The following is a 20506-nucleotide window of genomic DNA, read 5'->3' on the forward strand; positions in this document are numbered from 1 at the left end:
CCGCGGGCGCGCCGCCGCTGCGGCAGTCGTCGGCCCGGCGGATGAGCGGTGCGGGTCCCGGACACGTATGGTCGGGCACAGGTACGGCCGGTGCAGGGCGAGGGGGCGCCTCACGGCGACGCGGGAGACCGCGCCAACCGGAAGGGCGATGAGCATGGTGCGGCGCATCCCAGTGCGTCAGATCCTCGCCGTGGTGCCACTGCTGCTGGTCGCCGTCGTCGTGCTGCGCCAGTGGCCGACCGTCGACGCGGGCACCGACCGGCTGGGTTCCGCGGACCGCGAGTGGCTGCTCGCCGCGGGTGCGGCGACCCTCCTGGCCTGGGTCTGCTCGGCCGCAGCCCAGCAGGGCGCGGTCCTCGAACAGCTCCCGGCGGGACGGCTGCTGGCCACGCAGTTCGCGGCCTCGGCGGCCAACCACATCCTTCCGGCCGGCTTCGGCGGCAACGCCGTCAACCTCCGGTTCCTGCTGCGCTGCGGCCTGTCCCCCAGCCGTTCGGCGGCGGCGCTCGCGGTACGGGCGCTGGCGGCCTGTGTGGTGCGGGTGGCGTTGCTCGCGGCCCTGCTGGCGGTGTTCCCGCACGCGCTCGACCTGCACAAGGTGGTCCCCCTGCGGGCCCACCCCGCGCTCGCCGTGGCGGCCGGCGCCGCGCTGTTCGCGGTACTCGTGGCGCTGCTGTCGGTCCGCCAGGTCCGCCGAACGGTCTCCTCCTTCCTCGGCACGGTGGTCTCCGACGTCCGCGCCGTGCACGGCAGTTCCTCGCGCGCGGCAGCACTGTGGACCGGTTCGCTGGCCTTCCCCGTGATGCACGCGGCGGTGCTCATGGCGGTCGTCCGTGCCCTGCACGCGCCGGTGCCGGCCGGGCACGTCGCCCTGGCGTACCTCGCCGGGAGCGCGGCCGCTTCGCTGCTGCCGACGCCCGGCGGGCTCGGTTCGCTGGACGTGGCGCTGGCCCTCGCGCTGGTCACCGCCGGGGCGACCGGAGTGGCGGCGACCTCCGCGGTGCTCGCGTACCGGATCGTCACCGTATGGTTGCCGTTGCTGCCCGGCGTGCTGGTGCTCGCGGCCCTCGTCCGCCGGCGGGTGCTGTGACCCGTCCCCGGAAGGAAGACCAGTGCGTGTCCTGTACGGCCTGCTCGGTGCGCTGATCGTCGGGGGGACGTTCTCCTCCGTCCTGCGCACCCTGGTCATTCCCCGGCCGACCAGATCCGGCTTCACCCGGACGGTGCACGCAGTGGTGCACTTCCCGTTCCAGTTCGTCGCCGACCGCTGCCGCACCCCCGAGGCCAAGGACCGCGTGCTCGCCCCGGTGGCGGCGGTGTCCATCTTGTTCAACCTGGTCAGCTGGCTGATCGCGTTCTGGGCCGGATACGCCCTGCTGCAGGCCTCCACCAGCGACCTCGACGCCCTGGACGCGCTGCGGGAGGCCGGGTCCTCGCTGTTCACCCTGGGCTTCGCCAGCAGTCACCACGTGGACCTGACGGTCATCGACTTCTGCGCCGCGGCGACCGGGCCCATCACCATCGGTCTGCAGATCGGTTACCTGCCGACGCTGTACGCCGCCTACTCCCGGCGCGAGGCCGAGGTGACCCTGCTGCAGGCCCGGGCCGGCAGCCCGCCCTGGGGGCCGGAGATCCTGGCGCGCTACGCCCAGATCGGCGTCACCGACAGCCTGGCGGACATGTTCCGCAACTGGGAGCGCTGGGCGGCCGAGGTCAGCGAGAGCCACACCAGTTACATAGTGCTGAGCCGCTTCCGCTCGCCGCAGCCGAACCGCAACTGGCTGGTCGCGCTCCTCGCGGTGATGGACGCCGCCGCCTTGCAGCTCGCCCTCAACCCCGGCCGCCCCCAGGCCGAGGCACGGCTCGCCCTGCGGGCGGGCTTCGTGTGCCTGCGCGACATCGCCGACATCTGGCGGATCCCGTACGAGCAGGACCCCTCCCCCGAGACGTCGATCCGGCTGACGTACGAGGACTTCGCGGCGGCCGTCGCGCACGCCGCCGCGAACGGCTACCCGCTGGAGCGCACCCCCGAGGAGGCCTGGCCGCACTTCCGGGGATGGCGGGTCAACTACGAGGATCTCGCCTACCGCTTCGCGTACCTCTTGGACGCGGTCCCGGCGCCCTGGTCCGGTCCGCGCCGCACCCTGGAGGAGACGGTGATGCCGATCACGCCGGTCGACCGGAGGCCGGCCGGCCGGGGCCGGGGCGCGAGCTAGGCCGCTCCCCGGCGGGCGCGCGACAGGCTGAGGCGGTTCCGGAAAACGAGTGGCCCGGAAAGCGGGGGGCCCGCTCCGCGGCGGGTCTGTGGCCACCGCGTACTGAGGGTGGTCGTTCCGCGCGGGCGCAGACCGCCCGGCCGTGCGGCCTGCGCCCGCTTCGGCGAACGTTGCCCGATGCGGCACTAGGTCGACAGGGCGACGTCGGTCGACTTCACCAGGGCGACGACCTCGGAGCCCTCGGCCAGGCGGAGTTCTTCGAGGGCCTCGCGGGTGATCACCGCGGTGAGTTCACGGCCGCCCGCGAACGCCATCCGCACCGTCGCCATCGCCTGTCCCTGGGTCACCGCGGTCACCGTGCCCGGGACGCGGTTGCGGATGGTCAGGCCGCCGGGGAGCGGCGGCGTGGCCAGCGAGATCTCGGTCGCCTTGATCAGGACGGTCACCCCGCCGCCGGGGATGATGCCGAGTTCACGGACGGCCTCGGCGGTCACGGCGGCGGTGAAGGCGGGGCCGCCGCCGTCGAGATGCACGGTGACCACGGCCATGACCTCGCCGGTCACCACCGACTCGGCCTTCCCGGCGATCTGGTTGCGGATGCTCAGAGCCATGTGCCGCACCGTAAGCCCGCCCGGCGCGCGGCGCGGGGAACGACCCGCGCGCACGACCCGGGCGGCGGTGTACCCGGGGTGCCCGGGGCGTGCGGGGCCCCGCGCCGTCGCGGGCGCTACACCGCGGGCACGGGCTGCGGCGGCACCGGGCCGACGTAGCGCGCCGCCGGTCGGATGATCTTGCTGTCCTCCGCCTGTTCCAGGATGTTCGCCGACCAGCCGACGACACGGGCGCAGGCGAAGGTCGGGGTGAACATCTCCCGAGGCAGCCCGCACAGTTCCATGACCACGCCCGCGTAGAACTCGACATTGGTGTGCAGCTCGCGGCCCGGCTTGAGCTCGGCGAGGATCGCCTCGACACGGGCCTCGACCTGGAGCGCGAAGTCGACCAGGGGGCCGCCGAAGTCGCGGGCGATCTCCTGGAGCATCCGGGAGCGGGGGTCCTCGGTGCGGTAGACGGGGTGGCCGAAGCCCATGATGCGGTCGCCGGCCAGGACGCGTTCGCGGATCCAGGGGTCGATGCGGTCGGGGGTGCCGATCGCGTCGAGCGTGTCCAGCGCGCGGCTCGGCGCACCGCCGTGCAGCGGACCGGACAGCGCCCCCACGGCGCCGGCGAGACACGCGGCGAGGTCGGCGCCGGTGGAGGCGATGACGCGGCCGGTGAAGGTGGACGCGTTGAAGCCGTGGTCGACCGTGGAGATCAGGTACCTCTCGATCGCCCGCGCGCGCACCGGGTCGGGTTCCTCTCCGGTGAGCATGTACAGGTAGTTGGCCGCGAAGGGCAGGTCGTCACGGGGCTCGACCGGCTCCCGTCCCTGCCCGAGCCGGTACAGGGCGGTGAGCAGGGTCGGCACGGCCGCGCTCGCGGCCAGCGCGTCGGCCAGCCGCCGTTCGGCGTCGATGTCGTACAGCGGGCGGAAGCCCGCGGCCGCGCCCAGCAGCGAGAGCGCGGTGCGCAGCCCGGCGAGCGGTCCGCTGAGCGCGCCGGAGCGGGCGATGGCGGGCAGCGCGTCCCGGATGTCGCGCGGCAGCCGGCGCAGCGGCGCGACGCGGGCGGCGAAGGCGGCCCGCCCGGCGGCGTCGGGGAGCGTGCCCAGCAGCATCAGGTGCCAGACGTCCTCGAAGGTCCGGCTCCGGGCGAGTTCCACGGCCGAGTACTGGCGGTAGTGGTAGAAGCCCTCGGCGCCGCGGACGTCCCCGAGCGCGGTCTCGGTGACGACGACGCCCTTGAGTCCGCGGGGTACGCGGGGCACGTCGGGGGTGACGGGCATGACGGTCACGGTGGTGTCCTCCTTCGAACGTGACTCGACCATCCATCATTGATTCAATGCACGTCAATATTGATTGAATCAATGTGTGATGGGATGGAGTCATGACGACCGACGAACGGCTCACCACCCGGCAGGCCGCCGAACGGCTCGGCGTGAAGCCCGAGACGGTGTACGCCTACGTCAGCCGCGGCCTGCTCGGCAGCCGCCGCGCGCCGGACGGGCGGTGCAGCACCTTCGACGCCCGGGAGGTCGACGCACTGGTCCGCCGCACGCGTCGCCCCGCGCAACACCCCTCCGAGGACGGGGCCGGGAGCGGCGTGGGCGTCGTACGGACCGGCATCACGCTCATCGACGGCGACCGCTACTACTACCGCGGGGTCGACGCCACCGCGCTCGCCGAACGGCACCGCTTCGAGGAGGCCGCGGAGTGGCTGTGGACCGGGGTGATGTCCCCCGGCACACGCTTCGCCTCGCCGCCGGAGGCCCTCAGCGCCGCCCGCCGTGCGGTGGCCGCGCTGCCCGGCCACAGCGGCGCGACGGACCGGCTGCGGGTGGCAGTGATCGCCATGGCGGCCGCCGACCCGCTGCGCTTCGACCTCGCCCCCGAGGCGGTGGTGGGGGTCGGGCGCACGCTGATCCCCGTGCTGCTCGACGCGCTGCCCGCGGCCGGGCAGGAGCATCGCGGCGAGGGGCGGGCGGCGTGGCGGCTGTGGTCGCGGCTGACCGCGCGGCCGGCCGACGAGGCGTCACTGCGGGTGCTCGACGCGGCCCTCGTCCTGCTGATCGACCACGATCTGGCCGCCTCCACGCTGGCCGCGCGCATCGCCGCCTCCGCCCGCGCACACCCGTACGCGGTGGTCTCGGCGGGCCTCGGCGCGCTCGACGGCCCACTGCACGGCGCCGCGAGCGGACTGGCCCACCGCATGCTCGCGGAGGTGCTGGAACGGGGCAGCGCGGCCGCCGTCGTCGCCGACCACCTGCGTGCCGGACGGGACGTGCCGGGGCTGGGGCACCGCCTCTACCCCCGCGAGGACCCGCGCGCGGTCATGCTCTTCCGCCTGCTCCAGGACGTGCCCCAGGCCGGCCCGGCCCTCGCTGCCGCCCGCGAGGTCGTCACGACCGCGTCCCGCGACACCCCGCTGCACGCCAACGTCGATCTCGCGCTGGCCGTGCTCTCGGTCTCCTGCGGCATGCCTCCCGAGGCGGGCGAGACGGTGTTCTCCGTCGCCCGCACGGCGGGCTGGATCGCCCATGCCCTGGAGGAGTACGGGGAACGCCCCCTGCGCATGCGCCCCAGCGGCCACTACGTGGGCCCGCGGCCGCCCCGCCCGGTGCCGTAGCGGGCAGGGCGGGACGGGGGGACGGACGGAGCACGGCGGCGTCTAGAAGCGCACTTCCACCCCGAGCGCGTCCCCGGACGGCGGGGCGAGTTCCACCGACCCGGCGCGGCCGGCCGCGCGGACCTCGTCGGCGACGAGCGCGAAGCGGGCGAGGGCGGCCGCCGGGCCGGTCACGACGAGCCCCGCGACATCGGTGCGCATGGACAGCCGGGCCTCGGACTTGGCCCTGCGAACGGCGGTGACGGCCGCACGCGCGGTGTCCAGGACGAGCGGGTCGCCGTCGGCGGCAGCCGCGCCGAAGGCATCGGCGTCGGGCCAGGGGGCCCGGTGGACGGAGCCCTCCTGCCACCAGGACCAGACCTCCTCGGCGACGAAGGGCAGGAAGGGCGCGAAGAGCCGCAGTTGGACGGAGAGGGCGAAGGAGAGCGTGGCGAGGGCGGAGGCGTCGCCTGCGTAGGCGCGGGACTTGACGAGTTCGACGTAGTCGTCGCAGAACTGCCAGAAGAAGGTCTCGGCGCGCTCCAGCGCGCGGGCGTGGTCGAACTCCTCCATGGCGTCCGTCACCGCACGGACGGTGTCCGCGAGCGTGGCCAGCAGGGCCCGGTCCAGCGGCGTGGTCACCGCCTCGGCCCCACCGGCCCGGTCGGCCGCGCCCCCGGTGGCGGTGCCGGCGCCGGCGCCGGCGCCGGACGTGAGCACGAAGCGGCTGGCGTTGAGGATCTTGATGGCGAGCCGGCGGCCGATCCTCATCTGCCCGGTGTCGAAGGCGGTGTCCGTGCCGGGCCGGGCACTCGCCGCCCAATAGCGGACGGCGTCGGAGCCGTGCTGCTCCAGCAGATCGCCCGGAGTGATCGCCTTGCCCCGGGACTTGGACATCTTCTTGCGGTCCGGGTCCAGGATCCATCCGGAGATCGCGGCGTGCCGCCAGGGCAGCGTGCCGTGCTCGGTGTCGGCGCGCAGCACGGTGGAGAACAGCCAGGTGCGGATGATCTCGTGGGCCTGCGGGCGCAGGTCCATCGGGAAGACCTTGGCGAACAGCTCGTCGTCCGTACCCCAGCCTCCCGCGATCTGCGGGGTGAGCGAGGAGGTCGCCCAGGTGTCCATGACGTCCGGGTCACCGGTGAAACCGCCCGGCCTGCCGCGCTGCTCCTCGCGGTAGCCGGGGGGCACGTCGCTGCCGGGGTCGACGGGCAGCGCCGACTCGTCGGGGACGAGGGGCCGGTCGTGGACGGGCTCACCCGCCGCGTCCAGCGGATACCAGACGGGGACCGGGACACCGAACCAGCGCTGACGGCTGATCAGCCAGTCGCCGTTGAGTCCCCCGACCCAGCTCTCGTACCGGACGCGCATGTGCTCCGGGTGCCAGCGCAGCTCACGGCCGCGCTCCAGGAGCCGGGCGCGCAGGGCCTCGTCGCGGCCGCCGTTGCGCAGGTACCACTGCCGGGTCGTGACGATCTCCAGCGGGCGGTCGCCCTTCTCGTAGAACTTGACGGCGTGGAGGACCGGTTCGGGCTCGCCCTCGAGGTCGCCGCTCGCGCGCAGCAGCCCCAGCAGGCGTTCCCGCGCGGTGAAGGCGGTGGCGCCCGCCAGGTGCGCGTACGCCGTGCGGGCCTGCTCCGAGTCCAGTCCGGACGGGGGGTCGGGCAGGAAGCGTCCGCCTCTGCCGAGCACCGGTCGGGTGGGCAGCCGCAGTTCGCGCCACCAGGTGACGTCCGTGGTGTCACCGAAGGTGCAGACCATGGCGATGCCGGTGCCCTTGTCCGGGTCCGCCAGCCGGTGGGCGTGGACGGGGACCTCGACGCCGAGGACCGGGGTGCGGACCGTCGTGCCGAACAGCGCCTGGTAGCGCGGGTCGTCGGGGTGGGCGACCAGAGCGACGCAGGCCGGCAGCAGTTCGGGCCGGGTGGTGGCGACGACGACCCGCTCGCCGTCCGGGCGGTGGAAGGCCAGCCGGTGGTAGGCGCCGGGTCGTTCGCGGTCCTCCAGCTCCGCCTGGGCGACGGCGGTGCGGAAGGTGGTGTCCCACAGCGTGGGCGCCTCCGCGGTGTACGCCTCGCCGCGCGCGAGGTTGCGCAGGAAGGCGCGCTGGGAGGCGGCGCGCGAACGGTCGCCGACGGTGCGGTAGGTCAGCGTCCAGTCGACGGACAGGCCGAGCCTGCGCCACAGGTCCTCGAAGGCCCGCTCGTCCTCGGCGGTGAGCCGTTCGCACAGCTCGATGAAGTTCCGCCGGGAGACGGGGACCTGGCGCGCGCCGGGGTGTTCCGGCGGGGTGAAGTCCGGGTCGTAGGGGAGGGACGCGTCGCAGGTGACGCCGTAGACGTTCTGCACCCGGCGCTCGGTCGGCAGTCCGTTGTCGTCCCAACCCATCGGGTAGAAGACGGACTTCCCGCGCATGCGGTGGTAGCGCGCGACGGTGTCGGTGTGGGTGTACGAGAAGACATGGCCGATGTGCAGGGTGCCGCTGGCGGTGGGCGGCGGCGTGTCGATCGAGAAGATCTCCTCGCGGGGCCGCGAACGGTCGAAGCGGTGTACGCCCGTCTCGTCCCAGCGCCGCGACCAGGTCGCTTCGAGCCCTTCGAGGGAAGGCTTGTCCGGGACGTCGTGATGCCGACGGGGCGAGTGCGTCATGCCCGCTCATCGTAGGGACGGATCGCCTCCGTGCCGAACGATTAAAGGGCCGAATCATCCGCGCTACGAACCATCCCGTTGGGGAGCTGTTGACTAGACTGGGGATCATGACCTCCCCGGCCTCCGAGCCCGCCGTACCCGCCGTATCCGCCGTGCCAGACCTCACCGGCCTGCTGCAGCACACCAGCCACGCGCTCACCAACCGCCTGGCCAACGCCCTCGGCGAGATCGGTCTCAGCCCGCGCGGTTACTGCGTGCTCCTGCACGCGCAGCCGGGCATGATGACGCAGGCTCAGCTCGCGGAGGTCTCCCAGCAGGACAAGACCACGATGGTCGTCACCGTCGACGAGCTGGAGCGGGCCGGGCTCGCCGAACGGCACCCCTCCCCCACCGACCGCCGGGCCCGGATCATCACGGTCACCGACGCAGGCCGCGCGCTGGTCGCCCGCGGGCAGCAGATCACCGCCCGGGTGCACGGGGAGGTCCTCGAAGCCCTTCCGGACGCCGAGCGGACGGTGTTCGTCACCGCGTTGCAGCGCCTGACGGACGGACATTTGGCCACGACCCAGGACTCCCCGCGCCCTGTGCGCCGCGCGCGGCAGTCGCGCCAGTAGGCTCGGACCGTGAGCGACAAAGGGCCCTTCGAACGGGGCACCGACGGCCCGAAAGTGATCGTGGCCGGGGTGGACGGGAGCGAGTCGTCGTGGCGGGCGGCCGCGTACGCCGCCGGGCTCGCGCGGAGGCAGGGGTCACTGCTGGCGATCGTGTACGTGCAGCCGGTCCTGGCCACCGGCGCGGCGTTCGGCGCGCCGGTCGCGGAGGCCACCGCCGAGATCGCCGACGAGCTCAAGGCGGAGATAGAGAAGGCCGTGCAGAGGCTGCGCGGAGCCTTCGCCGTGCGCTGGGAATTCCACACCTTCCAGGGCGACGCCTTCAGCGGGCTGTCGAAGGCGGCGGACGACCTCAAGGCCGACGCGGTCGTCGTCGGCGCCTCGGAGAAGGCCGGGCACCGGATCGTCGGATCGGTGGCGGTGCGCCTGGTCAAGGCGGGCCGCTGGCCGGTGACGGTCGTGCCCTGAGGCCTGTCGCGACGGTGCGCCGTCCGCGGCGCGGGGTCCGCGTGACCTCCGCCGGCCCTCGCCGGCCCTGCCCGGCCTTGCCCGGTCGGGCTCGGGAACGAGGAGGACGCCGCGCGGCCCCCTCCCGCCCCGGCCTCGGCCCCGGCCGCCAGGGAGTGGGCGAGGCCGTCGGGCCCCGGTGACCGGCACGGCATGCGCGGGCACCCTGGCCTGCCGCGGCGCGGGCCCGGACCCCTCTCGCACCCGGCATCCCCCGCGGGCGGTGGGCGGGCGCGTCGTACGGAATAGCGGCCTCATGCCTTCGGTTAGGGTCAGTGGGTTCCGACCGACGGTGCCCCGGAAGCAGGTAAGGGAAGCATGGCCACTGTTGAGCTGACCAAGGACAACTTCGACGAGGTCGTCTCCGCCAACGACTTCGTGCTGATCGACTTCTGGGCGTCCTGGTGCGGCCCGTGCCGGATGTTCGCCCCGGTCTACGAGGCCGCGGCGAAGGAGAACACCGACCTCGTCTTCGGCAAGGTCGACACGGAGGCCCAGCAGGAACTGGCCGCCGCGTTCCAGATCCAGTCGATCCCGACCCTGATGATCATCCGCGACAAGGTCGCGGTCTTCGCCCAGCCGGGAGCGCTGCCGGCGCCGGCTCTGGAGGACCTGATCAAGCAGGCCCGTGCACTGGACATGGACGAGGTCCGGAAGTCCATCGCCGAGGGCGAGTCCGCCCCGAAGTCCTGACACCTGACATCTGACATCTGACATCTGACACAGCGTCAGCCATGGCACGGTCCCCACAGGGGGTGCGCCATGGCCGCTACCGTCGTGGCCCCGTGGGCCGGCGGCCGCCTCGGCGGTCGCCGGCCCGGCCGCGTGGGCGCACTGTCCGCGCCCGGTCTGATCGCATGGCTGGATCTCGCCCCTCGTTCGCCGGGGAAGCCGCCCCCGTGACAGCGGGGATCCCGGGTCCCCCCGGAGCGCCGGAGCCCGTGCCGCCCCTCGCGGAGAGGGGTGACCACGCCGGACGCCCCGATCCCGGTCCGCCGGGGCCGAAAACGGGCGACCATCGCCGAGATCCCGCCCCCAAGGCTCTGACCTGCCCATACACCCGCTCCGGATGCGCGGATCGGGGGCCCGGTCCACCCTTGATGATGACCGGAACGCAGGAACGCCCACCGGCGCGGGCGGACCTTACGTATCTCGGACGTTCGTCGGGGCGCTCTTGAGCGGTGTGCGCCGAACGGCTTAGGTGGTACGGACACGCGGTAGACGCGAGGTACACACCACCACCTTCGACGGGAGGTACAGGCCATGCCCGCCACCAGTCACCACATGGGGACATCCGAACCGATCACCGAGACAACGGCGGAGGACCACATCCAGGGCATCTGTTTCAAGACCGGCCCGCCGCGCCACATAGGTGTGGAACTGGAATGGTTCCTTCACGACCCGCACGACCCGGCCCGCCCGGTCGGCCCCGCTCGGCTCACCGCCGCCGTGGACGGCCTGCGGACCCTGTTCCTCCGTTCCCGGCTCACCTCAGAGCCCGGCGGACAGCTGGAGCTCAGCTCGCTGCCCGCCACCTCGCTGACCGCGTGCGTGAATGCCGCGGCGGCGGACCTCGACTCCGTACGCCACCGGCTCCGCCAGGACGGCCTGGCGCTGGCCGGGCACGGCCACGACCCGTGGCGGCGGCCGCGCCGGCTGCTCGACGAGCCGCGGTACGCGGCCATGGAGACGTACTTCGACCGGTCCGGACCCGCCGGACGGTCCATGATGTGCTCGACGGCCTCGGTGCAGGTCTGCCTGGACTCCGGCACCGCGGAGCCGGGCCCCTTCGGGCTCGGCAGACGCTGGCTGCTGGCCCATCTGCTGGGCGCCGTCCTCGTCGCCGCCTTCGCCAATTCGCCGCTCAGCGGCGGCCGTCCCACGGGCTGGAAGTCCACCCGGCAGGCGGTGTGGGCCGCGCTCGACCCCGGCCGCACCCTGGCACCGGAGACGACCGGCCCCGATCCGCGGGCCGCCTGGACCGCGTACGCCCTCGACGCGCCGGTGCTGTGCATCCGCGGTGACGAGGGGCCGTGGACGGTGCCGGAGGGGCTCACCTTCCGGCAGTGGATCCGCAGCGGGGTGCACCGGCCGCCCACCACCGCCGACCTGGACTACCACCTGTCCACGCTGTTCCCGCCCGTGCGGCCGCGCGGCTACCTGGAGCTGCGCATGATCGACGCGCAGTCCGGCCGGGACGGCTGGATCGTGCCGCTGGCCGTCGCCACAGCGCTCTTCGACGACGCCGCCGCCTCGGAGATCGCCTATCGCGCGGTCAAGCCCCTCGCCGACGCGGCCGGCCCCGGCCCCGCGCCGCGCAACCCCCTGTGGCGGCGTGCCGCCCGCCACGCCCTGGCCGACCCGGAACTCCACGCCACCGCCGTCACCTGCTTCGCCGCGGCCCGCGAGGCCCTGCCCCGGCTCGGGGCGAGCGACGCCGTGCAGGCCGCGGTGGCCGACTTCACCGAGCGTTTCGTCCTGCGCGGCCGCTGTCCCGCCGACGACCTGCTCGATGCCTTCCAACGCAAGGAGAGCCACTCGTGACCGCACCCGCTCTCGACCCCGAGGCGCTGCGACGGCGGGCGCTTGACGCGCTCGTCACCGCCCGTGAGCGCACCCACGGGCTGACCACCTGCGTCGACGAGCACGAGCTCACGGCGCAGCACTCCCCCCTGATGTCGCCGCTCGTGTGGGACCTGGCCCACATCGGCAACCAGGAGGAGCAGTGGCTGCTGCGGACCGTCGGCGGCCGTGAGGCGCTGCGGCCCGACATCGACCCGATCTACGACGCCTTCGAGCACCCGCGCTCCGAGCGGCCCACGCTGCCGCTGCTGCCGCCCGCCGAGGCGCACGCGTACGCCTCGGACGTGCGCGGGCGGGTGCTGGAGATCCTGGAGCGCGCGCCGCTGCACGGCAACCGGCTGACCGACGCCGCGTTCGCCTTCGGGATGATCGCGCAGCACGAGCAGCAGCACGACGAGACGATGCTCATCACCCACCAGCTGCGCCGCGGCCCCGCCGCGCTGACCTCGCCCGCACCCGCCCCCGCTCCCGCGGACGCGGCCCTGCTGCCCGCCGAAGTCCTCGTGCCCGGCGGCCCGTTCACCATGGGCACCTCCGCGGAGCCGTGGGCGCTGGACAACGAGCGCCCCGCGCACAGCCGGGACGTGCCGCCGTTCTTCATCGACACGGTGCCGGTGAGCAACGGCGCGTACACCGCCTTCATCGAGGACGGCGGCTACGAGGACGAGCGCTGGTGGACCCCGGCCGGCTGGGCGCACGTGCGGGAACACGGCCTGTTCGCGCCGCTGTTCTGGCGCCGTGAGGGCGGGGCGTGGCTGCGCAGGCGCTTCGGGGTGACGGAGCCGGTGCCGGCCGCGGAGCCCGTACTGCATGTGTCCTGGTACGAGGCGGACGCCTACGCCCGCTGGGCGGGGCGCCGGCTGCCGACGGAGACCGAGTGGGAGAAGGCCGCCCGGCACGACCCCGCGACCGGCCGCTCGCGCCGCTACCCCTGGGGCGACGCGGAGCCGGCGCCGGAACTGGCCAACCTGGGCCAGCGCCATCTGCAGCCCGCCCCCGTGGGCAGCTACCCGGCCGGTGCCTCGCCGCTCGGCGTCCGGCAGATGATCGGCGACGTGTGGGAGTGGACGGCGAGCGACTTCCTGCCGTACCCGGGCTTCGCCCCGTTCCCGTACAAGGAGTACTCGGAGGTGTTCTTCGGCTCCGACCACAAGGTGCTGCGCGGCGGTTCGTTCGCCGCCGACGCGGTCGCCGTCCGGGGCACCTTCCGCAACTGGGACTACCCGATCAGGCGGCAGATCTTCTCCGGCTTCCGCACGGCCCGCGACGCGCGTCCGGAGACGGCGTGACGGCCCCCGGGGACGGGACGGCCCCCTGATGTGCCGTCACATCGCCTACATCGGGCCGCCGGTGGCGTTGCGGGACGTCGTGATCGACCCCCCGCACTCGCTGTACCGCCAGTCGTGGGCGCCGCGCCGCCAGAAGTACGGCACGGTCAACGCCGACGGCTTCGGGCTCGGCTGGTACGCGCCGGGCGACCCGGTCCCGGCGCGCTACCGGCGGTCCGGGCCGATCTGGGACGACCCCTCGTTCGCGGACGTGTGCCGGGTGACGCGGTCCGGCGCGCTGCTCGGCGCGGTCCGCGACATCACGGAGGGATCGGCCGCCGACGAGTCCGCCGCCGCCCCGTACACGGCGGGCCCGTGGCTGTTCAGCCACAACGGCGCCCTGCGCGGCTGGCCGCACTCGGTGGCCGAGGCCGCCCGCTCGCTGCCGGCCGAGGAGTTGCTGACCCTGGAGGCACGCTGCGACTCCGCGCTGGCCTGGGCCCTCACACTGCAACGGCTGCGAGCCGGGGCGCCCCCCGACGAGGCGCTGGCCGACACCGTCGGCCGGCTCGCCGCCCTGACCCCCGAATCCCGGCTCAACTTCCTTCTCAGCGACGGCCGTTCCATCGCCGCCACTGCCTGGGGGGACACCCTCTGGTATCTGGCGGAACCCGGCCGCAGCGTCGTCGTGGCCTCCGAGCCGTACGACGACAGTCCCCGCTGGACCGAGGTGCCCGACCGCCATCTGCTGTACGGCGATCCCACCGAGGTCCTGCTGATCCCGCTCAAGGAGCCGCACCTGTGAGCCCCTTCACTCTCACTCGCACCCTGCCCGCGGACGCCACGGCGGCCGCCCTGCGCTCCGACGTGGCGTACGGGCTGAACCGCAGCCCCAAGCAGCTCCCGCCCAAGTGGTTCTACGACGCCCACGGCAGCGAGCTGTTCGAGGAGATCACCCGGCTGTCCGAGTACTACCCGACCCGCGCCGAACGGGAGATCCTGACCGCCAGAGCGGCCGAGATCGCCCGGGCGACCGGGGCCCGCACCCTGGTCGAACTCGGTTCCGGCTCGTCGGAGAAGACCCGCCTGCTCATCGACGCCCTGGGCACCCCCCTGACCTACGTGCCCGTCGACGTCAGCGAGTCGGCGCTCCGCGGCGCCGGGGAGGCCCTGCTCGCCGACCACCAGGAACTGAGCGTCCACGCCCTGGTCGCCGACTTCCAGCACGGCCTCGCGCTGCCGCAGACCCCGGGGCCGCGCCTGGTGGCGTTCCTCGGCGGAACCATCGGCAACCTCCTGCCGGACGAGCGCGCCCGTTTCCTCGGCTCCGTCCGCGCCCTGCTCTCCCGCGGCGACGCGCTGCTGCTCGGCACGGACCTGGTCAAGGACGAGGCGACCCTCGTGGCCGCATACGACGACGCGCAGGGCGTCACGGCCGCGTTCAACAAGAACGTGCTGTCCGTGATCGACCGGGAGCTCGGCGCCGATTTCGACCCGGCCGACTTCGAGCACGTGGCCGTCTGGGACCGCGAGCACGAGTGGATCGAGATGCGGCTGCGGGCCCGCGGGAACGTCACGGTGAAGGTGCCGGCGCTCGACCTCACGGTCGACTTCTCGCGCGGCGAGGAGATGCGCACCGAGATCTCCGCCAAGTTCCGCGAGGAAGGCGTTCGCGCGGAGCTGGCCGCCGCGGGCCTCGCCCTCCAGCACTGGTGGACCGACAGCGAGTCGCGCTTCGCGCTCTCGCTGGCCTTCCCGGCCTGATCCCGCAGCCGAGGCGGCGGTCGAGTGCCCTGGCACCTGACCGCCGCCTCGTGCGTGCGCCGGCTCTGCGGCAGCAGCGGCAGCCGCACATCGCCCTGCATATCTTTCACGAGTAAAACACCTGCTAAACTTATCGTCATGCCTCCCGTCCTCCACCCCCTCCGTGACGCCCTCCGCCTCCGTGCCGACAAGGACCTCTGGCACCACCGGGCCGTCAGCGTGGTCGTCGCCGTGGGAATCGTGGAGGGGGTCCTGCTGGCCCTGGGACGGCTCGATCTGGTGCTCTACGCGGCGGGTGGCGGGCTGTGCGCGCTGTACGCGCACGGGCTGCCGTACGCGGCACGGGCACGGACACTCGCGCTGGTCGTGCTGGGCATGGCGGCCGGGGGCGCGGTCGCCATGACGACGGCCGCGCTGACCGACGCGACGGCGGTGCGGGTCGCCGTCGCCGCCGCGCTCGCCGCGGCGCACAAGGTGGTGTGCGACGCGACGCGGGTCGGGCCGCCGGGAAACGTGATCTTCACCTTCGTCGCGGCGAGCGCCGCGTTCGCGCCGCAGACCCCGGCGCAGGTACCGGAACACGTGGGGCTGATGGTACTGGGCGGGGCGGTCGCCTGGCTGGTGGGCATGGCGCCCGCCCTGGTGCGCCCGTACGGGCCCGAGCGCGCCGCCGTGGCGCGTGCGCTGGAGGCCCGGGCGCACGTCCTGGCGGGCGACGGGAGCCCGGCACGGGCCCGGCACGCGGCGACCGCCGCCGGGAACGCCGCGTGGCACACACTGCGGGCCGCCGGGGCGAGCGCCCACCGCGCGCGGCTGGAGCGCCTGCTGGCACGCGCCGGGGCCACCGGACCCGACGGCGCCCCCCGGCTGACCGCCTGGGCCCGGGAACTGCGCACGACACGGACCCTGCCGGACCCGGGCGCCGCCGGCGGCACGGACGTCCCCGTGAGGCCGGCGCCCGCCCACGGCCCGACCGCGCGGCACCTGCTGCCGATCGGCCTGCGGGTCGGCCTCGGCAGCGCGGTGGCGGGCTGGGCCTCGATGGCGCTCGGCGTGGACCGTCCGTACTGGGCCGTCGTGACCGCCGCCGCGGTCCTCGCCGCCAACACCACACTGTCCTGGCAGCGGGCGCTGCAGCGCGTCGTGGGCAATCTACTCGGGGTGCTGCTGTTCACCCTGCTCGTGCCGTTCACGACCACCGGCGCGGTGGCCCTGATCGCGACCGCGCTGGCCTGCAATGTCGCCGCTGAGGCCACCATCGCCCGCAACTACTGGCTGGCCAGTGCGTTCGTGACGCCGATGGCCATGGTCATGACCGAGTTCGCGGGCGCCCGCCCCGCGGGCCCGCTGGTCACCGACCGCTGGGTGGACACCCTCGTCGGGGCGGTGGCCGGGCTCGCGGTGTGCTTCGCGGTGCCCAATCGGCACGCCGGCCGGCGGGTCGGCGCCGCCCTGGACCGACTGGAGGGCGAGCTCGCCGCCCGGCTGCCCCGGGAGCCCCGGCTCACCGCGGCGCTGCTGGAACTGCGCGAGGCCGTCGACACCGCCTCCGGCGAGTGGTGGAGCGGCCCCCTGCCCGAGGAACGGATCACCGACGCGGAACGGCGCGGCCACCTGGCTCTCGCCGGCTGCCGCGGCGCGGGCCGGTCCGTCACCCCGGCTTGACGACGCGTACGATCATGCGGACGCCGCCGGAGCCGCCGGCGGACCGAGGAAGGACATCGCGCGTGGAGGACGCCGTCGCGACGGTGCTGCGCCAATGGCAGGACGTGCACCCGGAGCTGGACTTCGCGCCCGTCGCCGTGATCGGGCGCCTGAACCGGTGCACCGCGCTCCTGCAGCTCGCCGTCGACGCGCCACTGAACCGCGAGGGCCTCACCCGCCCGGAGTACGACATCCTCTGCGCGCTGCGCCGCGTCGGCGGTGAATTGACGCCCGGACGTCTGGCACGTGAAACTTTCGCTTCGGGAGCGGCGATCACCAAGCGGATCAAGCTGCTGGAGGAGCGCGGCCTCATCGGCCGCCGCCCGGACGACCGGGACCGCCGGGTCTCGCACCTGCGGCTGACCCCCGCCGGCCTGGCGCTCGTGGACCGCCTGCTGCCCGAACAGCTCGCGTACGAAGAGGGATTGCTGTCCGGCCTGCCGGACGGCCCGCGCCAGGGGCTGGCCGAAACCCTCGGCGAACTCCTGCTGCTGCTCGAAGGCCGCTTGGGCGCGCTTTCCGGGTGAAGCGGGCACCGACCGGCACCGCACCCCCAGTGATTCAGCGAGCGCACATCTCCACGCTCCGCAGAGGACATGCCAAGGCAAGGCGCCGACGGGACAGATAGGGGTGTCCCCGTCCCCCTGACCAGGGAATCGCGCCATGACCGCTTCGTACGAACTCGCGCCCGTTGTCGACAACGTAGGCGACCGTCCCCGCTATTCGGTGAGCCTCGCCCAGGACGAGGCCGAGGTGCGGGCCGCGCAGCGTCTGCGGCACCTGGTGTTCGCCGGGGAAATGGGAGCCGTGCTGGACACGCCCGAACCGGGCCTGGACATCGACGCCCTCGACGCCTTCTGCGACCACCTGCTGGTGAAGGACGACCACACCGGCGACGTCGTCGGCACCTACCGGCTGCTGACCCCCGCCAACGCCCGCCGCGCGGGGCGCACCTACTCCGAGACCGAGTTCGACCTCGGCCGGCTCGCCCCCATCCAGCACGACCTCGTCGAGGTCGGACGCTCCTGCGTGCACCCCGACCACCGCGACGGTGCCGTCGTCGCGCTGATGTGGGGCGGCATCACCCGCTACATGGCGACCACCGGCCACAACTGGCTGGCCGGCTGCTGCTCGGTGCCGCTCGCCGACGGCGGCTCGACGGCGGCCGGCGTCTGGGACCGGGTCTCGGCCAAGTACATGGCCCCCGAGGAGTACCGGGTCACGCCGCACCGCCCCTGGGACCCGACGGGCCTGGCCCGCCCGGCCCGCGCCGCGCTGCCCGCCCTGCTCCGCGGCTACCTGCGCCTGGGCGCCTGGGTCTGCGGCGAGCCCGCCCACGACCCGGAGTTCGGTGTCGCCGACCTGTTCATCCTGCTCTCGCTGGAGCGCACGGACGAGCGTTACCTGCGCCACTTCGGCTCGCTCGGCTCCCTCGGGTCCTCGTGATGGCCGCCACGTGGTGGTCGCCGGTCTCCCCCTGCACCCCGCAGGAGTGCGTGACCGGTGAGGCTCCCCTGGTGGGCCGGCTGAGCCGGCTGGTGCGCTACGCCGCCGCGCTCGTGGTGCTGCTGATCGGTGTCGTCCTGGCCGTTCCGGTGGCCGCGCTGTGCCCCCCGGCACTGCGTGACTCCCTGGTCCGCGCCTGGATGCGGTCGGTGGCGGCCGCGTTCGGCATGCGGATCCGGGTGCCGGCCCCGCCGGCGGCGCGCGAGCCCGGCCGGGGGCTGCTGGTGGTCGCCAACCATGTGTCCTGGATGGACATCCTGCTGATCGCCGCCGTCATCCCGGGACGCAACGTCGCCAAGGCGGAGATCCGGGGCTGGCCGGTCATCGGCCCGCTGTGCGTGCTCGGCCGGACCATCTTCATCGACCGCGAGCGGTTCCGGACCCTGCCGGACACCGTCGCCGAGGTGGCGGAGGCGCTGCGCGGCGGGGCGACGGTCGTCGCCTTCCCCGAGGGGAGCACCTGGTGCGGCCGCGAGGAGGGCCGCTTCCGCGGGGCGCTGTTCCAGGCCGCGCTGAACGCGGGTGCCGACGTGCAGCCCCTGCGGATCGACTACCGGCTGGCGGACGGCACGCGCAGCACCGCCCCGGCGTTCGTCGGGGCGGACACGCTGATGGACTCGGTGCGCCGGGTCGTGTCGGGCCGCGGCCTGACCGCGGAGGTGGCGGTGCTCGCGCCGATCACCGCGGGCACCTGGCACGACCGGCGTGCGCTCGCCCGGGCGGCGCACGGCGCGGCGCACCGGGCCGAGGTGCCCGCCGCGCGGCAGCCCGCACCGGTCGCACCGGCCCAACCCGTCGAGGTGATCGAACTGGTCGAGGTGACGGCCCCGGTCGTCATCCCCTCCCCCGTCGTGCAACCGAGCGAGCCGGCCGCGAGTCTTCCCTAGCGACATCCGGTTCCCGGAACCGTCGCTCCCATGGGGGACGCCATGCGCCGACACCACCGACTCGCGGCAGCCGCCGCGGGTCTGGCTCTGCTCACCGGTGCCGTGGCCGCGGTGCCCGCCTCCGCCTCGGCGGGGGCGGCCCCGGCCGCTTCCGGCACCACGGCCGTGAAGGCCACGAACGCCACGAAGGCCACGACCCGGATCACGAACGCCCGGACGGCCACGCACTGCACGTACGACCGGCTCGTGATCGACGCCAAGGGCGCCCTGCCGCCCACCACCGTCAAGCGCGTCACGCGACTGCGCTACGACGGCTCGGGGAGGAAAGTGCCGCTCGCGGGCACGTACTTCGTCGAGATCAAGCTGTCGCCGGCCGCCGCCCACAACGCGGCGGGCGGGAACACCTACAAGGGGCCCCGGCTGACGGCCCTGAGGCTGCCGAAGCTCAAGGGCCTCGCCCTGACAGGTGACTTCGAGGGCGTCGTCACGTTCGGCACCTCGTTCACCTCGAAGCCGTCCTGGACCACGAAGCGGCTGCACGGCCCCGAGCGGTTCGTCGTCGACTTCGGCCACGCCGACACCTGCCGCTGACCGCGCTGCCGGGCCGCGGCGACGGCAGGTCCGTCGCCGCGGCGCCGCCGTGCCATGCCCTCTTGTACGGGCCCTCTCGAGTCATGACAATGTGCATGCCAAAACCGAAAGAACTTCGGTCTCGAGAGGACCCCCCACATGAAACGACCTCTCAGAGGTGCCTTGGCGGCTGTCCTGACCGCTCTCGCGGCAGTCGCCGGCCTCGGGTTGTCCACCGCGCCCGCCTCGGCCACGAGCCGGGACGCCACCGGTGTGCGGACCGCGGCCCCCGCCGCGGTCACCGTGAACTTCGCCGGCACGGTGTCGCTCAGCAACTGCTCCGGCTCGCTCATCCGCTTCCCGGCCTCGGCCTCCAGCGACCCCGCGCTGGTGCTGTCCAACGGTCACTGCCTCACCAGCGGCTTCCTGGACCCCGGCGAGGTGCTGCTCAACCAGTCCTCGACCCGCACCTTCGGACTGCTCAACGCCTCGGGCCGCAACGTCGCCACGCTGCGGGCCACCAAGCTCGCCTACGCGACGATGACCGACACCGACATATCGGTCTACCAGCTCAACCGCACCTACGCGCAGATCCAGTCCTCGTACGGGATCTCCGCACTGGAGCTCTCCGCCGCCCATCCCGTGCAGGGCGCCGCGATCAAGGTGGTCTCCGGCTACTGGAAGACCATCTACACCTGCGCCATCGACGGCTTCGTGTACCGGCTCAAGGAGGGCGACTGGACCTGGAAGGACTCGGTCCGCTACACCTCCGCGTGCAACACCATCGGCGGCACCTCCGGTTCGCCCGTGATCGACACCTCGACCGGCAAGGTCGTGGCGATCAACAACACGGGCAACGAGGACGGTGCGCGGTGCACCCTCAACAACCCCTGCGAGGTCGACCAGAACGGCACCGTGACGGTCCGTCAGGGCATCAACTACGCCGAGGAGACGTACGGCATCGGCGCGTGCGTGACCACCGGGAACCAGTTCGACCTCGGCCTCGCGGGGTGCACGCTCCCCAAACCGTGATGCCGGGC

At 73.7% G+C, this 20506-nt stretch carries 19 protein-coding genes; 16 read left to right on the forward strand and 3 right to left on the reverse strand.

The genetic code is table 11. The features are described from left to right. Nucleotides 1-154 precede the first annotated feature (154 nt). Nucleotides 155-1090 carry a YbhN family protein gene (locus tag ACIP98_RS07460; protein WP_401974223.1) on the forward strand — a complete coding sequence of 312 codons (936 nt, stop codon included), beginning with the start codon at nucleotides 155-157 and terminating at the stop codon, nucleotides 1088-1090. A 22-nt stretch (nucleotides 1091-1112) separates the two neighbouring features. Further along, nucleotides 1113-2216 carry a hypothetical protein gene (locus ACIP98_RS07465; RefSeq protein WP_319658094.1) on the forward strand — a complete coding sequence of 368 codons (1104 nt, stop codon included), beginning with the start codon at nucleotides 1113-1115 and terminating at the stop codon, nucleotides 2214-2216. A gap of 185 nt (nucleotides 2217-2401) precedes the next feature. Here ACIP98_RS07465 and ACIP98_RS07470 read toward each other — a convergent pair whose 3' ends face one another. After that, the gene (locus tag ACIP98_RS07470) at nucleotides 2402-2827 is read right to left on the reverse strand and encodes a molybdopterin-binding protein (RefSeq protein WP_401974225.1); all 426 of its coding nucleotides are present in this window, start codon (nucleotides 2825-2827) and stop codon (nucleotides 2402-2404) included. Nucleotides 2828-2943: 116 nt separating this feature from the next. Continuing rightward, nucleotides 2944-4098, reverse strand: a complete 1155-nt coding sequence (locus ACIP98_RS07475) for a citrate synthase (protein ID WP_401974422.1) — start codon at nucleotides 4096-4098, stop codon at nucleotides 2944-2946. Nucleotides 4099-4199: 101 nt separating this feature from the next. Between ACIP98_RS07475 and ACIP98_RS07480 the strand changes: the two genes are divergently transcribed. Next, the gene (locus tag ACIP98_RS07480) at nucleotides 4200-5438 is read left to right on the forward strand and encodes a citrate/2-methylcitrate synthase (RefSeq protein ID WP_401974227.1); all 1239 of its coding nucleotides are present in this window, start codon (nucleotides 4200-4202) and stop codon (nucleotides 5436-5438) included. A gap of 42 nt (nucleotides 5439-5480) precedes the next feature. Here the strand turns inward: ACIP98_RS07480 and valS are convergent, their stop codons facing one another. Beyond that, nucleotides 5481-8066 carry a valine--tRNA ligase gene (valS, locus tag ACIP98_RS07485; RefSeq protein WP_401974229.1) on the reverse strand — a complete coding sequence of 862 codons (2586 nt, stop codon included), beginning with the start codon at nucleotides 8064-8066 and terminating at the stop codon, nucleotides 5481-5483. 107 nt (nucleotides 8067-8173) lie between these two features. Here valS and ACIP98_RS07490 point away from each other — a divergent pair, with 107 nt between their 5' ends. The 13 genes from ACIP98_RS07490 to ACIP98_RS07550 all read left to right on the forward strand — a co-directional run bounded on the left by ACIP98_RS07490 (nucleotide 8174) and on the right by ACIP98_RS07550 (nucleotide 20498). Further along, nucleotides 8174-8680, forward strand: coding sequence for a MarR family winged helix-turn-helix transcriptional regulator (locus tag ACIP98_RS07490; protein ID WP_401974231.1), 507 nt, complete (start codon nucleotides 8174-8176; stop codon nucleotides 8678-8680). 9 nt (nucleotides 8681-8689) lie between these two features. Next, the gene (locus tag ACIP98_RS07495) at nucleotides 8690-9145 is read left to right on the forward strand and encodes a universal stress protein (protein WP_319658087.1); all 456 of its coding nucleotides are present in this window, start codon (nucleotides 8690-8692) and stop codon (nucleotides 9143-9145) included. A gap of 357 nt (nucleotides 9146-9502) precedes the next feature. After that, nucleotides 9503-9877 carry a thioredoxin gene (gene trxA, locus ACIP98_RS07500; RefSeq protein ID WP_319658086.1) on the forward strand — a complete coding sequence of 125 codons (375 nt, stop codon included), beginning with the start codon at nucleotides 9503-9505 and terminating at the stop codon, nucleotides 9875-9877. A gap of 570 nt (nucleotides 9878-10447) precedes the next feature. Then, nucleotides 10448-11728 (forward strand): ergothioneine biosynthesis glutamate--cysteine ligase EgtA, encoded by a 1281-nt coding sequence (gene egtA, locus ACIP98_RS07505; RefSeq protein WP_401974233.1) that lies wholly within the window; start codon nucleotides 10448-10450, stop codon nucleotides 11726-11728. After that, nucleotides 11725-13056: an ergothioneine biosynthesis protein EgtB gene (gene egtB / locus ACIP98_RS07510; protein ID WP_319658084.1), complete on the forward strand. Its 1332-nt coding sequence runs from the start codon at nucleotides 11725-11727 to the stop codon at nucleotides 13054-13056. Before egtA ends, egtB begins: the two co-directional genes overlap by 4 nt. A gap of 28 nt (nucleotides 13057-13084) precedes the next feature. Further along, entirely contained in the window at nucleotides 13085-13840 is a 756-nt protein-coding gene (gene egtC / locus ACIP98_RS07515) for an ergothioneine biosynthesis protein EgtC (protein WP_401974235.1), read from the forward strand. Next, nucleotides 13837-14799, forward strand: a complete 963-nt coding sequence (egtD, locus tag ACIP98_RS07520; protein WP_401974237.1) for an L-histidine N(alpha)-methyltransferase — start codon at nucleotides 13837-13839, stop codon at nucleotides 14797-14799. Before egtC ends, egtD begins: the two co-directional genes overlap by 4 nt. Before the next feature lie 138 nt (nucleotides 14800-14937). Continuing rightward, on the forward strand, nucleotides 14938-16464 hold the full coding sequence (locus ACIP98_RS07525; RefSeq protein ID WP_401974238.1) for an FUSC family protein: 1527 nt from the start codon (nucleotides 14938-14940) through the stop codon (nucleotides 16462-16464). 14 nt (nucleotides 16465-16478) lie between these two features. Beyond that, nucleotides 16479-17030 (forward strand): MarR family transcriptional regulator, encoded by a 552-nt coding sequence (locus ACIP98_RS07530; RefSeq protein ID WP_319658080.1) that lies wholly within the window; start codon nucleotides 16479-16481, stop codon nucleotides 17028-17030. Between the two features lie 136 nt (nucleotides 17031-17166). Beyond that, the gene (locus tag ACIP98_RS07535) at nucleotides 17167-17949 is read left to right on the forward strand and encodes a GNAT family N-acyltransferase (RefSeq protein WP_319658079.1); all 783 of its coding nucleotides are present in this window, start codon (nucleotides 17167-17169) and stop codon (nucleotides 17947-17949) included. Continuing rightward, a complete protein-coding gene (locus ACIP98_RS07540) occupies nucleotides 17949-18896 on the forward strand; it encodes a lysophospholipid acyltransferase family protein (RefSeq protein WP_401974241.1) in 948 nt (315 codons plus the stop codon). The genes ACIP98_RS07535 and ACIP98_RS07540 overlap by 1 nt, the downstream gene beginning before the upstream one ends. 30 nt (nucleotides 18897-18926) lie before the next feature. Then, entirely contained in the window at nucleotides 18927-19487 is a 561-nt protein-coding gene (locus tag ACIP98_RS07545; protein ID WP_401974242.1) for a hypothetical protein, read from the forward strand. A 138-nt stretch (nucleotides 19488-19625) separates the two neighbouring features. Then, nucleotides 19626-20498: a serine protease gene (locus ACIP98_RS07550; protein WP_319658076.1), complete on the forward strand. Its 873-nt coding sequence runs from the start codon at nucleotides 19626-19628 to the stop codon at nucleotides 20496-20498. Nucleotides 20499-20506: the final 8 nt, after the last annotated feature.

The organism is Streptomyces sp. NPDC088354, from assembly GCF_044753585.1.
Lineage (GTDB): Bacteria > Actinomycetota > Actinomycetes > Streptomycetales > Streptomycetaceae > Actinacidiphila.